The 17,121-nt window shown below is 66.5% G+C and carries 16 protein-coding genes; 11 read left to right on the forward strand and 5 right to left on the reverse strand.

Annotation, left to right across the window (positions count from 1 at the left end; genetic code table 11):
• Nucleotides 1–1,128 (forward strand): short-chain fatty acyl-CoA regulator family protein (locus tag ACRDUX_RS21125; protein WP_526416154.1); only part of this gene is annotated, 1,128 nt, incomplete at its 5' end.
• A 40-nt stretch (nt 1,129–1,168) separates the two neighbouring features.
• Here the strand turns inward: ACRDUX_RS21125 and ACRDUX_RS21130 are convergent.
• Together ACRDUX_RS21130 and ACRDUX_RS21135 are read right to left on the reverse strand one after the other, a co-directional pair.
• Nucleotides 1,169–1,873, reverse strand: a complete 705-nt coding sequence (locus ACRDUX_RS21130) for a FadR/GntR family transcriptional regulator (RefSeq protein ID WP_526416156.1) — start codon at nt 1,871–1,873, stop codon at nt 1,169–1,171.
• A 119-nt stretch (nt 1,874–1,992) separates the two neighbouring features.
• The gene (locus ACRDUX_RS21135; protein ID WP_526416158.1) at nt 1,993–3,429 is read right to left on the reverse strand and encodes a phenylacetate--CoA ligase family protein; all 1,437 of its coding nucleotides are present in this window, start codon (nt 3,427–3,429) and stop codon (nt 1,993–1,995) included.
• Between the two features lie 253 nt (nt 3,430–3,682).
• On the opposite strand from ACRDUX_RS21135, the gene ACRDUX_RS21140 reads away from it, so the two are divergent.
• The 10 genes from ACRDUX_RS21140 (at nt 3,683) to ACRDUX_RS21185 (ending at nt 14,343) form a co-directional block, all read left to right on the forward strand.
• Nucleotides 3,683–4,900 carry an NAD(P)/FAD-dependent oxidoreductase gene (locus ACRDUX_RS21140; RefSeq protein WP_526416160.1) on the forward strand — a complete coding sequence of 406 codons (1,218 nt, stop codon included), beginning with the start codon at nt 3,683–3,685 and terminating at the stop codon, nt 4,898–4,900.
• A 343-nt stretch (nt 4,901–5,243) separates the two neighbouring features.
• Nucleotides 5,244–6,083: an ABC transporter permease gene (locus ACRDUX_RS21145; RefSeq protein ID WP_526416162.1), complete on the forward strand. Its 840-nt coding sequence runs from the start codon at nt 5,244–5,246 to the stop codon at nt 6,081–6,083.
• 57 nt (nt 6,084–6,140) lie between these two features.
• The gene (locus tag ACRDUX_RS21150) at nt 6,141–7,196 is read left to right on the forward strand and encodes an ABC transporter substrate-binding protein (protein ID WP_526416164.1); all 1,056 of its coding nucleotides are present in this window, start codon (nt 6,141–6,143) and stop codon (nt 7,194–7,196) included.
• Between the two features lie 34 nt (nt 7,197–7,230).
• Nucleotides 7,231–8,046 (forward strand): ABC transporter ATP-binding protein, encoded by an 816-nt coding sequence (locus tag ACRDUX_RS21155; protein ID WP_526416166.1) that lies wholly within the window; start codon nt 7,231–7,233, stop codon nt 8,044–8,046.
• A gap of 14 nt (nt 8,047–8,060) precedes the next feature.
• Nucleotides 8,061–9,083, forward strand: a complete 1,023-nt coding sequence (locus tag ACRDUX_RS21160) for a Gfo/Idh/MocA family protein (RefSeq protein ID WP_526416168.1) — start codon at nt 8,061–8,063, stop codon at nt 9,081–9,083.
• Complete coding sequence (locus ACRDUX_RS21165; protein WP_526416170.1) at nt 9,076–10,014, forward strand: carbohydrate kinase family protein; 939 nt, start codon at nt 9,076–9,078, stop codon at nt 10,012–10,014. The genes ACRDUX_RS21160 and ACRDUX_RS21165 overlap by 8 nt, the downstream gene beginning before the upstream one ends.
• Nucleotides 10,011–10,898, forward strand: a complete 888-nt coding sequence (locus ACRDUX_RS21170) for a hypothetical protein (protein WP_526416172.1) — start codon at nt 10,011–10,013, stop codon at nt 10,896–10,898. Before ACRDUX_RS21165 ends, ACRDUX_RS21170 begins: the two co-directional genes overlap by 4 nt.
• A gap of 52 nt (nt 10,899–10,950) precedes the next feature.
• Nucleotides 10,951–11,790 carry a DeoR/GlpR family DNA-binding transcription regulator gene (locus ACRDUX_RS21175; RefSeq protein ID WP_526416174.1) on the forward strand — a complete coding sequence of 280 codons (840 nt, stop codon included), beginning with the start codon at nt 10,951–10,953 and terminating at the stop codon, nt 11,788–11,790.
• Complete coding sequence (locus ACRDUX_RS21180) at nt 11,787–12,875, forward strand: tartrate dehydrogenase (RefSeq protein ID WP_526416176.1); 1,089 nt, start codon at nt 11,787–11,789, stop codon at nt 12,873–12,875. Before ACRDUX_RS21175 ends, ACRDUX_RS21180 begins: the two co-directional genes overlap by 4 nt.
• A 13-nt stretch (nt 12,876–12,888) precedes the next feature.
• Nucleotides 12,889–14,343: an aldehyde dehydrogenase family protein gene (locus ACRDUX_RS21185; RefSeq protein WP_526416178.1), complete on the forward strand. Its 1,455-nt coding sequence runs from the start codon at nt 12,889–12,891 to the stop codon at nt 14,341–14,343.
• Between the two features lie 6 nt (nt 14,344–14,349).
• Here ACRDUX_RS21185 and ACRDUX_RS21190 read toward each other — a convergent pair whose 3' ends face one another.
• From ACRDUX_RS21190 to ACRDUX_RS21200, 3 genes are all read right to left on the reverse strand, one after another.
• Nucleotides 14,350–15,690, reverse strand: a complete 1,341-nt coding sequence (locus ACRDUX_RS21190; protein WP_526416180.1) for a hypothetical protein — start codon at nt 15,688–15,690, stop codon at nt 14,350–14,352.
• A complete protein-coding gene (locus ACRDUX_RS21195; protein WP_526416182.1) occupies nt 15,687–16,256 on the reverse strand; it encodes a hypothetical protein in 570 nt (189 codons plus the stop codon). Before ACRDUX_RS21195 ends, ACRDUX_RS21190 begins: the two co-directional genes overlap by 4 nt.
• Nucleotides 16,257–16,585: 329 nt before the next feature.
• Nucleotides 16,586–17,121: SDR family NAD(P)-dependent oxidoreductase (locus tag ACRDUX_RS21200; RefSeq protein WP_526416184.1), on the reverse strand; the 536-nt coding region annotated here is incomplete at its 5' end.

Raw genomic sequence — 17,121 nt, forward strand, 5'->3', positions numbered from 1 at the left:
GAGGTCGCCGACGCCGTCATCGGGCTCTACCGGCGATACCGCGATGCCATGGTGCATCTGGAGGCGCTCACCGACTCGCGCTCCGAGGGGCCGTCGTCGATGCCCCACGAGCACGTGCGGGACTTCTTCTACCGTCATCAGAACTACGTCGACGCGGTCGACCGGGAGGCCGAAGACCTCTCGGCCGAGATCGGCAAGCTCGGCGGCGACCTGCCACAGAAGTTGCGAGCTCACCTCGAGGGCCGCCATGGAATCCGGGTCGTTACCGGGCGCCGGGAACGCGACGGGGATATGTACACCTTCGACGCCGCCAGAGGCGTACTGACCCTCGCCGCGGATCTGCGTGCCGGACAGCAGGCATTTCGAATGGCCACACAGATCGCCCTACTGGGCGCCTCGGCGACGCTGGACAAGGTGCTCGACGCCGAGACCTGGGAGGACCAGACGACTCACGACCTCGCCCGCCTCGGCCTGGCCCATCACTTCGCCAGCGCGTTGATCCTGCCGTACACGACGTTCTACAACGCGGCGGAGAAGTCTCGCTACGACGTCGAGGTACTCGCCGAGCGCTTCGACGTCGGCTACGAGACGATCGCCCACCGGCTGAGCACGCTGCAGCGGCCCGGCATGAGGGGCGTTCCGTTCATCCTCGTTCGCGTCGACAAGGCCGGCAACATCTCGAAGCGTCAGTCCGCGACCGGATTTCACTTCTCGCACACCGGAGGCACCTGCCCGCTCTGGAACGTGTACGACGCGTTCTCCTCGCCGGGGAGGGTCGACGTCCAGATCGCGGAGATGCCGGACGGGCAGCGCTACCTGTGGCTTGCACGCACCGTGTCCCATCGACGCGGCGGGTACGGTACCGCGGCCAAGACCTTCGTCGTCGGGCTTGGTTGTGAACTCCGCCAGGCGAGCCGGCTGGTCTACAGCAAGGGCATCGACCTGGTGGATCCGGACGTCGTACCCATCGGACCGGGGTGCCGGACCTGTGATCGCCAGCAATGTCCGCAGCGCGCGACGCCGCCGATCGGTAGGCAACTGTCCGTGGATGCGGCGCGCGGGCGCTTCGTGCCCTACCCGTTGACCTTCCCAGGCAAGGCGGGAGAGCCCGCGACGGTCGTTACCTGATCACTAAATTCCTTGGGCGGCAAGCTGACTCGAGTTGCGGTCAGCGGTCCCAATCGGGGTTGCTGAACCCGAGCGCGTGGTAGAAGCCCTGAATGTGCCTGGCGACCAGTTCGGCCGCCGCATCGCCGTCACCGGCGGCAATCGCGTCGACAATCACCTCGTGCTCATTGGTCAGGTGCCCCATCGTGCTCGCCGGATCCTCGAGATTCTCGAAACCACGGACCATGGCTTGGCGCAACGCTTCCCGCATGGCGGCCATCAGAGCGGCCGCGAGACCGTTACCGGACATCTGCGCGATGGCAACGTGAAATGCCGCGTCGAGATCGTTGTAGCCGGCCGTCGTGTGGGTGCCTCGCATGTCACCGACGAGCGAACGCAGGTGCTCCAACTCCTCAGCGGTGGCGGCTCCCGCAGCCTTGCGGCACGCCAACCGTTCCAGCATCAGCCGGGTCTCGATGAGATCGTCCTGGGTGAACGACGCCAGCTGCAGGTGAATCCGCAACACCATGCCCATCCCCGCGGTGGTGTCCTTGACGATCCTCGACCCCGACGTCGGGCCGGATCCCGTTCCGGCCTCCACGACGCCGATGGCCTCGAGGATTCGAAGGGCCTCCCGCACCGCCCCGCGGCTCACCCCGAGGGCTTCTGCCAACTGCCGCTCGGGTGGCAGGCGATCGCCCGCCTTGAGCGTCCCGCTGTTGATGCGGTGCTCTATCTCGGCGACCACCTGCTCGTGCGTGCGCATGCGTGGCAGCGGCTTCCACTCGGATGGCGTTGTCTCCGACACATGTGCCCTTCTGCCCTCTCGCGGGATTCGATCCGGGTTACACAGTACCGACCACGGCGTGGTTCATCGGCAAACCGTCACGCGCCGCGCCCCGACGATCCCGCCAGGTCGAAGGACTCGAACAGCTTGCGATCGTCGATGACCCTGCGGGCCTTGAACTCGGTGCGCTCGAACGTCGACGGCGCTACGGTCACCACCTTGGCGCCCACCCCCAGAATGGTGCGCAGGTCATCACCCACCTTCTTGGCCCACACGTCCTGGCTGACCGTCGCCAAGGCCAGATCGAACTCGACCTGGACCAGCAACTCGTCCATGGCCGCCTCGCGCGAGATGATGATGCGGTGCTCGCCGCCGTATCCCTCGGCGCTCATCACCACCTCGTCGATGGCGTTCGGATGCACGTTCTCGCCGCGGATCTGGAACATGTCGTCGATCCGGCCGTAGATGCCCTTCGGCAGGAACGGGTACGTGCGGCCGCGGGCCGCATCGGGGGCTTCCCAGCTGGTCAGATCATTGGACAGCAGCCGGATCATCGGCTGCGACGTGCGTTCCAACGTCGTGTAGACCGGGGTGCCCTCGCTGCCGTACGGCGCGCGGCGCAGGGTCGCCGGGTGGCACACCTCGGTGTAGACCAGGTCCTGCCAGGCGAAGACACCGGGTTCGTTCGCGCCGGCGCCGAGATGCATCCATGGCGCCACTTCGCCCATGCTCCCGCAGTCGTACACCTCGACGCCCCAGGCGTCCACGATCCGCTGGCGAATGGCCGGCACGCTCGCGCCGGGCTCGCCAGAGAAGAACATCTTGCGCAGGCCCAGATCCCGTGGCTCGATACCATTCTCGGTGGCGACCTCGGCCAGCCGGAGCGCATAGGACGGGGTGCCGTAGAAGACCGTCGCCGACATCTGCCGCATCCATTGCAGCGTCCGGAGACTCTGTCCTGCGAATCCGGCGCCGAACGGAAACACGGCGGCGCCAAGGCGTTCCGCACCGCTGTATGCGCCCCAGGAACCCCAGTACTGCGTCAGTGGCGAGCCGATGAATACGACATCCGACGGCCGGATCCCCATCCCCCACATCACCCGGGCGTGAGCATTGGCGACCGCCACCCAGTCGTTCTGGCTAATGCCGAACGCGGTGGGCCTACCCGTCGTGCCGGACGTGCCCTTGATGTGCGTGACGTCGATGGGATCGATGCACAGGTAGCTGCCGTACGGCTCGTGCTCGGCCTGATCGGCGCGCAGCTCCTCCTTCTTGACCACCGGCACCGTCTCGAAAGCCTCCAGCGAGGTGATGTCCCCGGGCTCCAGACCCGCCTCCGACCACTTGCGGCGGTAGAACGGCGCATGCTCCCAGGCGTAGCCCATCAGTTGCTGGATTCGTTCGAGGATCTTCTCGTCACGCTGCTGGGGATCCATCGTCTCTCGGACGGGAAACCAATACTCCTGCTCCGCCGGCGGCCGGTACGAGGCGTCATAGCGCGGAGGCCAACCCCATGACTCCATCTCGGGCGTCATGAGCGCGCTTCCGTCGAGGCGTCCGCTTCGACGGAGGCGATCGAGAAACTCGGCCACGCCGACGGGTCGTTCATGTGTCTGCCTCTTCTCCCAGGGAGTACCAAACTGTGGTACTACCATAGAACGGCAGGCGTGACACACGCAACAGTGCGAGCGTGAACCGCTCTGCATCACAGGTCCATCGGCGTCGCGGCGCCGCACGCCGGTGCGTGGCGCTCTTGTCTGCGAATCGGCGCTGCGAGACGATGTGGCGATGCCGCCCACGACGCGTGTTCTCGTTCTCGGATCTGGCTTCGCCGGGCTGTGGGCCGCCTTGGGCGCCGCCCGGCGGCTGGACGAGCTCGGCGTTCCCCAAGGCGCGGTCGACGTCACCGTCGTCAGTTCGCAACCGTTCCACGACATTCGGGTCCGCAACTACGAGGCCGATCTCAGCCCGTGCCGAATCCCGTTGCAGGACTTACTCGATCCGGCCGGCGTCGGGCACGTCACTTCTGACGTCACCGGAATCGACGCCGCGGCCGCGACGGTGAGCACGGCTGACGGCGCAACCCTTGGCTATGACCGCCTCGTACTGGCGCTGGGCAGCAGCGTGGTCAAGCCGGACCTTCCCGGGCTCACCGAGTTCGGTTACGACGTGGACACCTACGACGGCGCGACGAGGCTGCAGGCGCACATCCGCGGTCTCGCCGAACGCACGCCGGATGCCGCGACCGCGACGGCGGTCATCGTCGGGGCCGGCCTCACCGGAATCGAGATCGCCAGTGAGCTGCCGAAGATGCTGTCGAACGCGCTTGGGGCCGGAGTCACACCGCGGGTGATCCTCGTCGACCGCAACCCGCACGTGGGTTCGGACATGGGTCAGTCGGCTCGGCCGGTCATCGAGGACGCGTTGGCCGAGAACAAGGTCGAAACCATCACCGGCGTGGGCGTCACCGCCGTTGACGAGCGAAGCGTGACGCTGTCGTCCGGGGACGTCTTGCCTGCGGCAACGGTGGTGTGGTGCGCCGGAATGCGGGCGAACCCTTTGACGGCGCAGTTCGGGATACCGTGCGACAAACTGGGTCGGCTACCCGTTGACGACTACCTGAGAGTTGGGGGTCTTGCCGGTGTGTTCGCCGCAGGCGATGTGGCAGCGGCGAGGATGGACGACGAACACGTATCGGTGATGTCGTGTCAGCACGGTCGGCCGATGGGCCGCTATGCGGGCTACAACGTGATCAGCGACTTGCTTGGCGCCCCCATGCTGTCACTGCGAATCCCTTGGTACGTCACCGTTCTCGACCTCGGGCCGGCCGGTGCGGTGTACACGGAGGGCTGGGACCGCAGGGTCGTCAGCAGCGGCGCAGCGGCCAAGTCGACCAAGCGGGTGATCAACGGTGAACGCATCTATCCCCCGCTCACCGGCGACCGAGCCGCACTGCTCGCCGCGGCCGCCCCGGAGTTGCAGGCCGCGCCCGCTCACGGTCATTGATCACGAGCCGACTGGCTTGAACACGACGCACACAGGCCTGGATTGAGCCACTTCCCGTGGGCCGACAGAACATGGTTGCCGGTCCTGCTGCAGCCCACCGCGCAGTGTGCCGACGCGGGCTTCAGTAGACCGGTTTAAGCGCCGTCCGACGGACGGATCCCGTCTGGCTGCCGCCGGGGCGGTGCCGCTAACGCAGCGCACGCCGATCCATGGAGCGGCAGGACATCACCGAAAAGAATGTTCGTTTTCTCACATCAATGCTTGAATTTTCACATCTACTGTGACTATCGTCATGATCGCCAAGAAATGTTGCGTACATCACCAGACGTACATGGGAGTACTGATGACGATGCAAAAGGACCGACGGGCCACCGCCGCGTCACCCGCTGCCACGGCGCCCGTCGCGCAGACCCGGCGGAAACTCCGTGCGGTCCTCGGCGGAATCCTGCCGGTGCTCTCGTTCGCGGCCATCATCCTGATCTGGGATCTTTCCGTGCGGATCTTCGAGATCCCCAAGTATCTGCTCCCGGGACCGGGCGAGGTCGTCGCCCGCATCTTCTCCTCAAGCGAATCTCTTTGGCGCAACGGCATAATCACGCTGCAGGAGATCTTCCTGGGGTTCGGGCTCACCGTGGCCACCGCGATACCCCTTGGCCTGCTGGTAGCTCTCTCGAGTGTGGCCCGCCGCATGGTGTACCCGGTTCTGGTCTTCATTCAGCTAGTGCCGAAGATCGCGATCGCGCCACTCTTCATCATCTGGGTTGGCTTCGGCATGGAGTCCAAGGTCCTGCTGACTGTGATGATGACCTTCTTCCCCCTACTGCTAGCGAGCATTTCGGGATTCCAGATCCTCGACCAGCGCTACCTCTACCTGACCCGGTCGATGGGTGCGACCATCTGGCAGACCTTCCGCTTCCTGCGGTTCCCCTCGGCGCTGCCCGTCATCTTCAGCGGGCTCAAGACCTCCGCCACGATTGCCGCGACCGCCGCGATCGTCGCCGAATTCGTCGGCGCGAACCAGGGACTCGGCTACCTGCTGCTGCAGGGCACCTCAAACCTCGACACGACGCTGGTGTTCGCCATCCTGTTCGTGCTCACCGTCATCGGCCTCGCGCTGAACTACCTCGTCGAGTTCGTCGAGTGGGTCATGACCCCCTGGCAACGGTCGCGCACCCTCGACTGACATCGCAGGCAGCTCCGATTCCGCATCCATCCACCCATTGAAAGCAAGGGACGTCAGATGAAACATGCCACCACAACGCTGTGGAAGCTCGTACTCGCCGGACTCGCCGCGGTCCTCGTCTTCGTTCTCTCCGGATGTGGCGGCGGTGATGCCAACGACTCTGGCTCCTCGGCCTCCGAAGGTCTCACCCCCGTCACTTTTCAGCTGAATTCCCCAGCCGCGGGCTATAACTCCGGTTTCGAGCTCGCACTGGTGAACGGCTATTACAAGGATGCTGGGCTCGACGTCAAGATCGAGCCCGGCAACGGCTCGGCGAATACCGCGCAACTCGTCGCCGCGGGGCAGATCGACATCGCCTACGCCGACTCCGCAGCGGTCATGGGGCTCGTCAAGGACGGCGCCAAGATCACCGTCGTCTCCACCATCCTGCAGAGCAATCCGAATCAGGTGACCGCGCTGGCCAAGTCCGGCATCACTTCGATCGACCAGATCAAGGGCAAGAAGGTCGCGGTCCCCAACGGGTATTCGCAAGCGGCGATGTTCCCGCTGGTGCTCAAATCAATCGGCTTGACCGCCAGTGACATCGACGAGGTGAACATGCCGGCCGAATCGATGGTCGCCTCCCTGCTGCAAGGCCAGGTCGACGTCATTCTCGGTTCGATCGACAACTTCGGGGTCCAGCTGAAGCAGCAGGGCGCCGACACCGTCGACTTCCCGTTCTCGGATCATGGTGCCGCGACCGTGTCGACCTCCATCATCGCGTCCGACTCCTTCCTCGCGAAGAACCCGGAGGCCGTGCGCGCCTTCGTCAGCGCGAGCCTCAAGGGCTGGTCTGCCGCCATCGACGACAACGACGCGGCGCTCGCCGCCATGAGCAAGGTATTCCCCGACGCCACCGCCGAACTCGGCCAGGGCCAGCTGGATGCAACCGAGGTACTCATGTGCGCGAACGGCGCCAAGTTCATCGGCAAGGCGAGCCCCGAGCAGTGGGCGACGACCGTCGAGAATCTCGCCGCGATCGGCACGCTGCCCACGGACAAACCGGCGACGGATTACTACTCGCTTGATTACGTGCCGAAGGAGTCCGAGCTTCGTGCCTGCCCGATCTCCTGACCCGGACCCGCGACCACCAGCAGAGGTGACATCCATGACCAGAACCACGGCGCCCCGAATCTCGGCCTCCACTACCAGCGGTGTCGGCATCCGGATCGACAACGTCGAAAAGGTCTTCGCGCAAGGCACCGAGAAGGAGTTCCGCGCCCTCAATCCGGTCAGCCTCGACATCGCCCCCGGCGAGTTCGTTTCCGTCGTCGGACCGAGTGGCTGCGGTAAGAGCACTTTGATGCTGATGGTTGCGGGTCTCCTCAACGCGTCAACCGGCCGCATCTCGGTCGACGGGAAGCCGCTCAGTGGCCCGCTCACGGAGGTCGGCATCGCCTTTCAGGACCACCTGCTGCTCGACTTCCGCACCGCAGAGGACAACGTGCTGTTGCAGGGGATCGTGCGGAAACGCGACATGGGTCCGATAAAGGCCAGAGCGGCTGAGCTGTTCCGCAGCCTCGGCCTCGAGAAAGCCCGGCACAAGTACCCGAATCAACTCTCCGGCGGTATGCGCCAGCGGGTTTCACTCGCTCGGACACTGGTACACGATCCGCCGCTGCTGATGATGGACGAGCCGTTCGGAGCGCTCGATGCGCTCACTCGGCTCCAGGTCCGCAAGGACCTCGAGGAGCTGTGGATGGGTAAGCGGCCGACCGTCCTCTTCATCACCCACAGCGTCGAGGAGGCCGTTGGACTTTCCGACCGCGTCATCGTCATGGGTCCCTCGCCCGGGACGATCGTCGACGAGATCACGATCGACCTGCCCCGCCCCCGTCCACTCGCCCTTGGCGACTCGCCCGAGTTCGGCGAGTACGCGGCGCGGATCTACGACCACTTCGAGCGCCTCGGCGTCCTTCACTGAATCGGGACGGGGACATGAGTATCCGATTTGACGCCGACGACCCGGCGGCGGCACCTGGCGCACGCTGGGGCATCCTCGGCCCGGGCTGGGTGGCCGGCCGATTCGCCGCGGGCCTGAAAACCCACACCCGGTCGACGATCACGGCCTTAGCGTCCCGCGACCCCCGACGTGGCGACGTGTTCGCCGACCGCTGGGCCGTCCCGAGGGTGCACCGTGACTACGCCGCACTTCTCGACGACGACTCGGTCGACGTCGTGTACGTCGCGACACCCAACACGCTGCACGTCGAGCACGCGCTGGCTGCGATCGCGGCGGGCAAGCACGTCGTCGTCGAGAAGCCACTCGCCATGAGCGAGTCGGACGGCCGACGTATCTTCGACGCGGCCGGTGCCCGTGGCGTATTCGCAATGGAGGGAATGTGGACGCGGTTCCTACCGCACAGCATCGCCCTGCACGACGCCGTCGAACGCGGTCTGCTCGGCGAAGTCGAAGAGGTGTGGGCCGAGAGCGGCAAGGCTCAGTTCGGCGAAACGCTCATTCCGCGGCTGCTCGATCCTGCCCTCGGCGGCGGCGCGCTCGCGGACCTCGGCGTGTACACGCTGTCCCTGGCGGTGCATCTGCTCGGCGCGGTCACCGCGGCCACCGAAGTCGGCAGTCACCGTCGTTCCCGCGGCGGGGTCGACACGCGCGTCGACGCGTCGCTGGTACACGAACGCGGATGTTCATCGCACTCGGTCTCGCTCGATGAGGATCTGCCCGGTGACGCACGGATAACCGGAACCGACGGAATCATCGTGATCGATGGCCCATTTCATCGGCCATCCGCATGGCGGCTCACGCGCCGCGACGGGGTGGGCGAATCGTTCGACGGCCGACTGCCCAATGGGTTCGAGTGCGAGGTGGCGGCGGTCGGCACGGCCCTTGCCGACGGAAGACTCGAGCACCCGCTGCTGCCGCACCGCGCGACGCTCGATGTGCTCGCCGCCGCCGACCGCATCCGCGCCAAGGCCACCTGCGGGGAGGTCGTGGGTGTCTGACATCGACGTCGTCTGCATCGGCTCGGCGAAGTACGACACGCTTGCATGGGTTGATCACCAGCCGGTCGAGGACGAGCGGATCGTCACCGACCGCATCGTCAACGCACCCGGCGGCAACGCCAACACGTCAGCGGCGGCCATGGCGCGGCTCGGCGTTCGAGTGGCGCTGTGCACTGTCATCGGTGACGACCTCCCCGGGCGCTTCCTCCTCGAGCGGATGGAGGAACAGGGCGTCGACACCCGATTCGTCGTGCGCGACCGCGACCTCGCCACCCCGCAAAGCGTCAACGTCGCGATGGGTGCCTCGGCAACCCGCACGATCATCACCGTGCCGGCCCACCGCGTGGATGCTGCGCGGGCCATCGCCTCCCGGCCGGCATGGATTCACCTCGACGCCGAGGGACACAACTCGACGGCAGGTGCGCTGCGTTCCCGCGTCGGCAGTCGGGTCAGCGTCGATGCCGGCATCCATGTCGACGCCACCGACCTGCGCGAGTTCGACCTGTATGTGCCGACGCGCGCGCAGATCATGGCCCGGTTCCCGGCATCTGACCTCCGCGGGTCGATGCAGGCCGCGGTCGCAGCCGGTGCCGGCGACGTCGTCGTCACCGACGGCCCACACGGGTGCTTCGTGCTGTACGACGGGCGCTTCTCGTCGGTCGCCGCGTTCGCGGTGGACCCGGTCAGCACGCTGGGGGCCGGTGACGTCTTCCACGGCGCCCTCGTTGCCGCCCTGGTTCATGGCACGGACCTTGAGACTGCGGCGGTCTGGGCGAACGCCGCCGCTGCGCTGTCATGTCGAGCGCTCGACGGCCAATCTGCCATCCCGCACCTCCAGGAACTCACCACCTACATCGACGCGGCCGACGCCGTGCGAGCCAATCACGCCGGACCGTCCGGCGCATTTGATCGAAGGAGCACATCAGCATGACGACGAACACGGAACGGGCCAGTGCGGTCGAGGTGCTCGGCAAGGATGGCGCGATGACCATGCTCGCCCTCGATCAACGGGGTTCGCTGCGCACCATTCTCGCGGCAGGGCGAGACGAGTCGACGATCTCGGACAACGACATCCGCGCCTTCAAGAAGACGGCGATCTCGGTCATGTCCGACATTGCCTCCGCAGTCCTGCTCGACTCGGAGCTCGGTGACGAAGCGATCGCCGCGCTGCCCAGCACCACGCCGCTCATCCTCTCGGCGGACGTGTTCGAGCAGCCACCCGGACAGTTCGTCCTTCGCTCGCGCGTCGACCCTTCGCTCACTGCCGAGCGGATTCACGAACTCGGCGCCTCGGCGCTGAAGCTGCTGATGATCTGGAAGCCCAACGTCGACGTCGAGTTCCGTGCGACGGAGGTCGCCAAGTTCGTTGAACTCGCTCGCAGCGCCGGAGTCGTGTCGTTGCTCGAGGGCATCGTGCGCACCGACGACGGCGACCGTTACCCCGACGTCGAATCACATGGCGAGGCCGTGCTCGCCGCCGCCAAAGAGCTTGCGGCCTTTGGCCCCGACGTCTACAAGGCCGAAGTCCCCGGCTACCAGCCGGGCCAGCTCGACCGGGTTGAGGAATACGCCGGCCGCGTCACGCAGGCGCTACCGATGCCCTGGGTGGTGCTCTCCAACGGGGTCGAGGCGGCCGACTTCGCCGAAGCGGTTCGTCACGCCGTCACCGGCGGGGCCAGCGGCTTCCTTGCGGGACGGGCGATCTGGGCGGACGCCGCAGCCAGTGATGACCCGCATGGTGCGCTCGAGAGCCTGAGTCGCGGGCGATTGGAGAACCTCATCGATATCGTGCGAGGCGCGCGGCACGACCGCTGACGCGCATCACCCGCCAGAGATCACGAAAGAACGGCACGGAGGTACCAGACACATGGCCGAGACGGACAGCTCCGAGGAGTTCCGGTACGTGTCAGCGCCGCAGCGCAGGGCGCGGATGCGGGCAATGATCCTCGACGAGGGCTTCTGTACGACAGCGGAACTCGCCGTCTACTTCGATGTCTCTGAGATGACGGTGCGAAGGGACGTGTCGAAGCTCGCAAGCAGCGACGCGTCCCTTCGTATCGTGCACGGCGGTATCAGCGCCGTGCCTGCCGCGCAATCCCTCGGGATCGACCATCGTGCGCGGAATGCCCGCAACCCCACACTCAAGGAGGCAATCGCGGCGCGCGCTGCCGAGTTCGTCGTGGCCGACGCGACGATCGCGCTGGACTCAGGAACCACGACGCTTCGCATGGTCGAGTCGCTTACGCGCCATTCTTCCGTGCACGTCGTTTCGCAGTCACTGCCCGTGATGGCAGCCCTCATCAACCACGACAACGTCGAGCTCACCGGGCTCGGCGGCAACCTAGTGCGCACCTCCCTCTCCTTCGAGGGACCAACCACGATCGAGTCCATCCGAAACCTCCGCATCGACACGTACTTTCTTGCCGCGACATCGATCGACGCGCGCGGCGTGTTCTGCGGCAACGACTACGACGCGGCGACCAAGCGGACGTTGGTCGACGTGGCCGACGAGGTCGTACTCGTCACCGATTCAACAAAATTCACCATCAGCTCGCGCATCCGTGTGTGCGCCCTCGATCGCATCTCCCGGCTCGTCACGGACGAGCGGATCAGCGATGAGCACCGCCGCATGGTCGAGGACGCCGGCATCGACGTCGTCACCGTGCCGGTGCACGACAGCGAGCCCGAACCGACAGGACACTCATGACGAACGACGAACCCACCAGCTCCCACCACCGCATCGCCGTGATCGCCGGAGACGGCATCGGCCTCGAGGTCACCCCCGCGGCGATCCGCGTGCTCGACACCGTAGGCGCCCGGCACGGCATCTCCTTCGATTGGGAGGAAACCGGTTGGGGCACCGAGCATTACTTCAAGCACGGCCGGATGATGCCCAGTGACGCAATCGATCGGCTTCGGTCCTACGACGCGATCTTCCTCGGTGCGGTCGGCCACCCCGACGTACCCGACGTCGAAACGCTCTGGGGCCTACTCATCCCCATCCGCCGTTCGTTCGATCAGTACATCAATCTGCGGCCCATCGAGACCCTCCCAGGTGTCAGGTCGTTCCTGCGGAACGACGCGGACATCGACCTCGTCATCGTGCGCGAGAACGCCGAGGGCGAGTACTCGTCGATCGGCGGCCGCATCTACTCGGGACAGCCCGAGGAAAGCGCCTATCAGCAGGCCGTCTTCACCCGCCGCGGTGTCGACCGCGTCACCCGGTACGCCGCCGACCTGTCGATGACCCGCGGCCGTGCACTCACGTCGGCGACCAAGTCCAACGGCATCATTCACACGATGCCGTTCTGGGACGAGGTGGTGTCCGACGTCATGCGTGACTACCCACTGATCACGCTGACGCCTGTGCTCATCGACGCCCTCGCCGCGAAGCTCGTCATGCACCCCGAGCGTTTCGACGTCATCGTCGCATCAAACCTGTTCGGCGACATCCTCTCCGACCTCGCTGCTGCGGCCGTCGGCTCGATCGGCGTCGCACCCAGCGCCAACCTCAACCCCGAGCGGCGCCACCCCTCGATGTTCGAGCCGGTGCACGGCTCCGCACCGGACATCGCCGGTGAGGGCGTCGCGAATCCGATCGGTCAGATCTGGGCCGGAGCAATGATGCTCGATCACCTCGGCCACACCTCCGCCGCAGCAGAGCTCAAGGCGGCGTTCCGAAGCGTCCTCGCCGACGGGATCTCCACACCCGACCTCGGCGGCACCGCGTCAACCGACGAGGTCACCGCCGCGGTCATTTCCGCAGTTTCCGCACTAGCCACAGTCGCTTGAAAGGACAACACCAATGGCACCCACACTGACTGACTTGTCCACCAAATCCGCTGCCCGCGAACAGCAGTTGTACATCGATGGCCACTGGGTCGTTGGAGAGGGGTCCATCGCGGTCACGTCTCCGTGGGACGACTCGATAGTCGGCCACACTTCGGCTGCGACGGCCGACCAGGTCACCCTCGCGATCGCCTCGGCCAGCGCTGCACTGGCCCGGGGGTTGGCGCCGCATCAGCGCGCCGCCGTGCTCCGTGCCACCGCCGCACTACTGCGCGAGCGGTCAGAAGAGTTCGCGCAGAGCATCTCCCGCGAGGCGGGCAAACCCATCCAACTTGCCCGCGTCGAGGCGGCGCGAGGCGCGGAGGTATTCGACTACGCCGCGGACGAAGCCCGCAGCATGCCCGCCGAGGCGGTGCCGGTCGACGGCAGCGCACCAGGCGCCGGGCACGTAGCCTTCACGATCCCGCAGCCGCTCGGCGTGATCGCCGCGATCACCCCGTTCAACTTTCCGCTCAACACCGTGGCCCACAAGGTTGCGCCGGCCATCGCAGCGGGATGCGCCGTCGTGTTGAAGCCTTCGGAGAAGACCCCTTTCACTGCAGGCCTGCTCGCCGAGCTCATGACCGAGGCCGGGTTGCCCTCGGGGTTCTTGAACGTGGTGACCGGCGACCCGGCGACGGTGGTCAGCGTGCTCACCGGAGATGACCGCGTCGCCGCGATCACGTTCACCGGATCGTCGCGGATTGGGTGGCAGCTCAAGGCGGCCTCGCCGAAGAAACACCACACCATGGAACTCGGTTCGGCGACCGCGATGTACGTCGCCGCCGATGCGGATGTCTCGGCGGCTGTCGCCGCGGCGGCCAAGTCGGCTTTCGGGTTCGCCGGCCAGGTCTGCCTGTCGCTGCAGCGGCTCTATGTGGAGGCGCCCGTATTCGACGCCGTCGTGGCCGGGCTCGCTCGCGCTGCGGACGCCATGATCGCCGGGAATCCCGCTGACGAAGCGACCGAGATCGGACCGCTGATCACACCGGCCGCCACCGAGCGGGTGCTCGAATGGCTCGGGGATGCACAGCGTGCGGGTGCAACCGTGAGAGCCGGGGGTGCTACCGACGGGCCCGTCCTGCGGCCGACCGTCGTAACCGGCGTCGCACCGAGCGCCCGTCTGGTGTGCAGCGAGGTGTTCGGCCCGGTCGTTTCCGTACTTCCCGTCGACGGTGTCGAGCAGGCGCTCGAGCAGATCAATGCGGTGCCGTACGGCCTCAACGCATCGGTGTTCACGTCCAACGTGGCGACGGCGATGCGGTTCAGCCGAGGGGTCGAGTCCGGTCAGGCGATCGTCAACGACGCCCCCAACTTCCGTACCGAAAACATGCCCTACGGCGGGGTCAAGGATTCCGGGCAGGGTCGCGAAGGCATTCCGTACGCCGTCCGCGAGTTCACGCACCACAAGCTGGTCGTTCTCGTCGGGTAGGGCTCGCTAGTAAAGACCTTGCGCCCGAAGGTCGGCGAGCATCGCGGTGACCGCCGCGATGATCTCGGCAGCTGGGCTGTCGAAGCGGCTTCCCAGCCGCTCGAGGGCGGTGTCTATGCGCTGCACGATCGCGCGATAGGCGTCAGCCGCGGCCTCGGCGTAGGCAGCGGTGACCGCCGCCTGGGATGGGTCGGCGTACCGCGTGGACAGATTCGCCAACTCGCCGGATAGGTCCTTGGCCTGCTGCTGCACCTTCCACGTGAGGTTGCGCGTGAACTCGAGGTCGGGCACGAAGTGCGACTCCACCTCCTCAGCCAGTCCGACCTCCAGCACGTAATCGATCTGGTACAGCGCGTCGACCGTACTTTCGGCGGACGCGATTCGGGGCCGCACCTCCAACGGCGGAATGGGAATCGTCAACAGTTGGGTCGACACCTCGGCCCGCGCCCATCGCTCCATGTCCGCGGCGTGGGCCCGCCAGTGGGCGATCTCGGCATCTGCGGCCTCCTGCGCGGCAGCGACGTCACCGCTCGCCTTCGCACGCGCCGTTGCCACCGCGGCGGAGGTGTCCGAGCGCACCTTTTCAAGCTCGAGGCGCACCCGCTGTACGGCTTCCTCCCCCGTCGCCCGCTCCGTCGTCCGTTCGGTACTCCGCTGTTCCGCACGTACCTCGGCGGCCCGAACCTTCTCCTCGGCCGCCGCCACCTCGGCCGCAGCACCGGCGCGCACCCGCGCGATCTCGGCCTGCAGCTGCTGCGCGGTCTTCTCCCCGGCTGCCCGCTCGGTCGTCCGTTCGGTGCTCCGCTCGACGGCGCGTGCCTCGGCAGCCCGAAACTTCTCCTCCGCCGCCGCCGCCGCGGCCGCAGCACCGGCGCGGACCCGCTCGAGCTCGGCTTGCACCTGCTGCATCGCCTCTTGATCGGCCGCCCGTTCCGCAGCCCGTTCGACATCCTTGCGCGCGGCCTCGGCCTCCACCGCGCGGACCCGCTCACTCGCCGCCGCAGCAGCGCGCGCGGATTCCCCGGCTTCACCCCGAGCTAGCGACGCCGCGGCTTCGGCGTCCAACCTGCCCTGATGCGCCTCACGGGTCTGCTCCTCGGCCACCCGGCGCAGATGGTCGGCCTCGACGAGCTGCATCGCCAGCGACCGGCGTGGCACGGGTGGCCCGTTGCGTGTGCGGTGTTCGACGAGTTCACGCTCACTCATCCCGGCCAATGCGACCGATTCGGCCCGTGGCTCGATCCCCAACCGCTCAGCGGCCGCGACGGCGTCCACCGCCGCGCGTCGGGTCAACGCCGCCCACCCGTCGACGTCGAGGTCCTCAATGTGTTGCCGCGTGGTTGTCATCGGCGCCGCCGCCCTCCCCCGCCCTCTTTCACCGTGGCGGAAGGCGTTTCACCCGCCGTCGTTGGCGTCGCGGTGTCGGGCTTCCGGTGCGTCGACGACGCCGGCTTGTCGTCGAGCTTGGCGACTGGCAGCCGCGTCGTCTTGGCGACCCCGAGTTCAGAAACGGGACCGCCCTGCTGTGCCAGCACCAGCAGGAGCTGCTCTTGGTAAACCGCTACGGCCTTGGCGAGCGTGCCGTCGCCGAGCTGCTCGGCATCACGGAGCAGCCCACCCAGCAGCTCCAGGGTCACCGCAGGCCCAAGACCCAGGGTGGCGCCCTCGCTGACCGCAGGCTCTATCCCTGCGGTTTCCACCACCCACTGCCACCGCTCCCAGCAGCGCGCCACCGCCAACGCATTCGCTGCATCGCCACGACTCTGTTCTAGATCGCGTTCCCGCTGCTCAAGCTGCTGCTGGGCCCGTTTTCCGGCTCTTCGGATCCCGTAAAGCACCGCACCCGAAGCGATGATCGCCGCGAGCAGCGCCACTAGGCCAGCGAAGCCAGGCGAGACAATGAAATCCCGCATCGGTAGATCTCCCAGAACGCTTGCTCGCAGAACATGGTTCACCGTGCCAGTCTCGCATTACCGCAACCCCCGTGACGACGGCAAAACCATCCGTAGTCAGTGCGGGGGCGCCGCAGCCAGTTCCGCGGCAAGATCGGCCGTCTCCCCACCCCGTGTACGACGCCGGATCACCGACCGACTGCGCGCGGATGTTGTTGCGGCACCCGAGTCAGGGCAGACCAGTCGGCGAGTAGCCGAGAGTTGGGGTACTAATCCATTCCCCTTTTGCTTGCAAAGCATCCATGACTATCGAAAAATAGCAACGAGGTGAATCGTGTCCCCCGAGGGATCTAACCCAGGTTCATTCCACCGTCGATGAGGATGTCGATACCGGTGATGTACGACGCGTCGGCAGACAGGAGGAAGGCAACCGCACCCGACATCTCGTCGATCGCGGCGAGACGTCCGAGCGGAATGCCGTCGGCAGCGGGATTACCCAGCGACCCGCGCATGAGATGGTCGATGTATCCCGGCGAGATCGAGTTCACGCGTATTCCGGCTACTGCGAACTCGAGCGCCGCAGCCTTCGTCATTCCGAGCACGGCGGACTTGGTCGCCACATACCCGATGCTGGTCCCTTCTCCTCCGGAATGAGCCCACACCGACGACACGTTGACGATCGAGCCGCCTCCCGCCGCACGTAGTGACGGGGCTACGGCCTTCATGCCGAGGACAACGCTGGTCTGGTTGACGGCGATCACCTGGGCCCACTTGTGGGCGGTGCACTGCTCGACGCCGGGGGTAGACGAGATACCCGCATTGTTCACGAGACCGTGGATCGCGCCGAACTCGGAGAGAGTCTCGGCAACGACTCGGGCCCAGTCGT

Origin of the sequence: Mycobacterium sp., from assembly GCF_050701675.1 — a bacterium.
In the GTDB taxonomy this organism is placed as follows: domain Bacteria; phylum Actinomycetota; class Actinomycetes; order Mycobacteriales; family Mycobacteriaceae; genus Mycobacterium.

Excerpts from the sequence above, each read along its gene's own strand:
- ACRDUX_RS21130 (WP_526416156.1), bottom strand. The coding sequence starts at position 1,873 with ATGCGCACGCACGAGCAGGTGGTCGCCGAGATAGAGCACCGCATCAAC.
- ACRDUX_RS21135 (WP_526416158.1), bottom strand. The coding sequence starts at position 3,429 with ATGACGCCCGAGATGGAGTCATGGGGTTGGCCTCCGCGCTATGACGCC.
- ACRDUX_RS21140 (WP_526416160.1), top strand. The coding sequence starts at position 3,683 with ATGCCGCCCACGACGCGTGTTCTCGTTCTCGGATCTGGCTTCGCCGGG.
- ACRDUX_RS21145 (WP_526416162.1), top strand. The coding sequence starts at position 5,244 with ATGACGATGCAAAAGGACCGACGGGCCACCGCCGCGTCACCCGCTGCC.
- ACRDUX_RS21150 (WP_526416164.1), top strand. The coding sequence starts at position 6,141 with ATGAAACATGCCACCACAACGCTGTGGAAGCTCGTACTCGCCGGACTC.
- ACRDUX_RS21155 (WP_526416166.1), top strand. The coding sequence starts at position 7,231 with ATGACCAGAACCACGGCGCCCCGAATCTCGGCCTCCACTACCAGCGGT.
- ACRDUX_RS21160 (WP_526416168.1), top strand. The coding sequence starts at position 8,061 with ATGAGTATCCGATTTGACGCCGACGACCCGGCGGCGGCACCTGGCGCA.
- ACRDUX_RS21170 (WP_526416172.1), top strand. The coding sequence starts at position 10,011 with ATGACGACGAACACGGAACGGGCCAGTGCGGTCGAGGTGCTCGGCAAG.
- ACRDUX_RS21175 (WP_526416174.1), top strand. The coding sequence starts at position 10,951 with ATGGCCGAGACGGACAGCTCCGAGGAGTTCCGGTACGTGTCAGCGCCG.
- ACRDUX_RS21180 (WP_526416176.1), top strand. The coding sequence starts at position 11,787 with ATGACGAACGACGAACCCACCAGCTCCCACCACCGCATCGCCGTGATC.
- ACRDUX_RS21185 (WP_526416178.1), top strand. The coding sequence starts at position 12,889 with ATGGCACCCACACTGACTGACTTGTCCACCAAATCCGCTGCCCGCGAA.
- ACRDUX_RS21190 (WP_526416180.1), bottom strand. The coding sequence starts at position 15,690 with ATGACAACCACGCGGCAACACATTGAGGACCTCGACGTCGACGGGTGG.
- ACRDUX_RS21195 (WP_526416182.1), bottom strand. The coding sequence starts at position 16,256 with ATGCGGGATTTCATTGTCTCGCCTGGCTTCGCTGGCCTAGTGGCGCTG.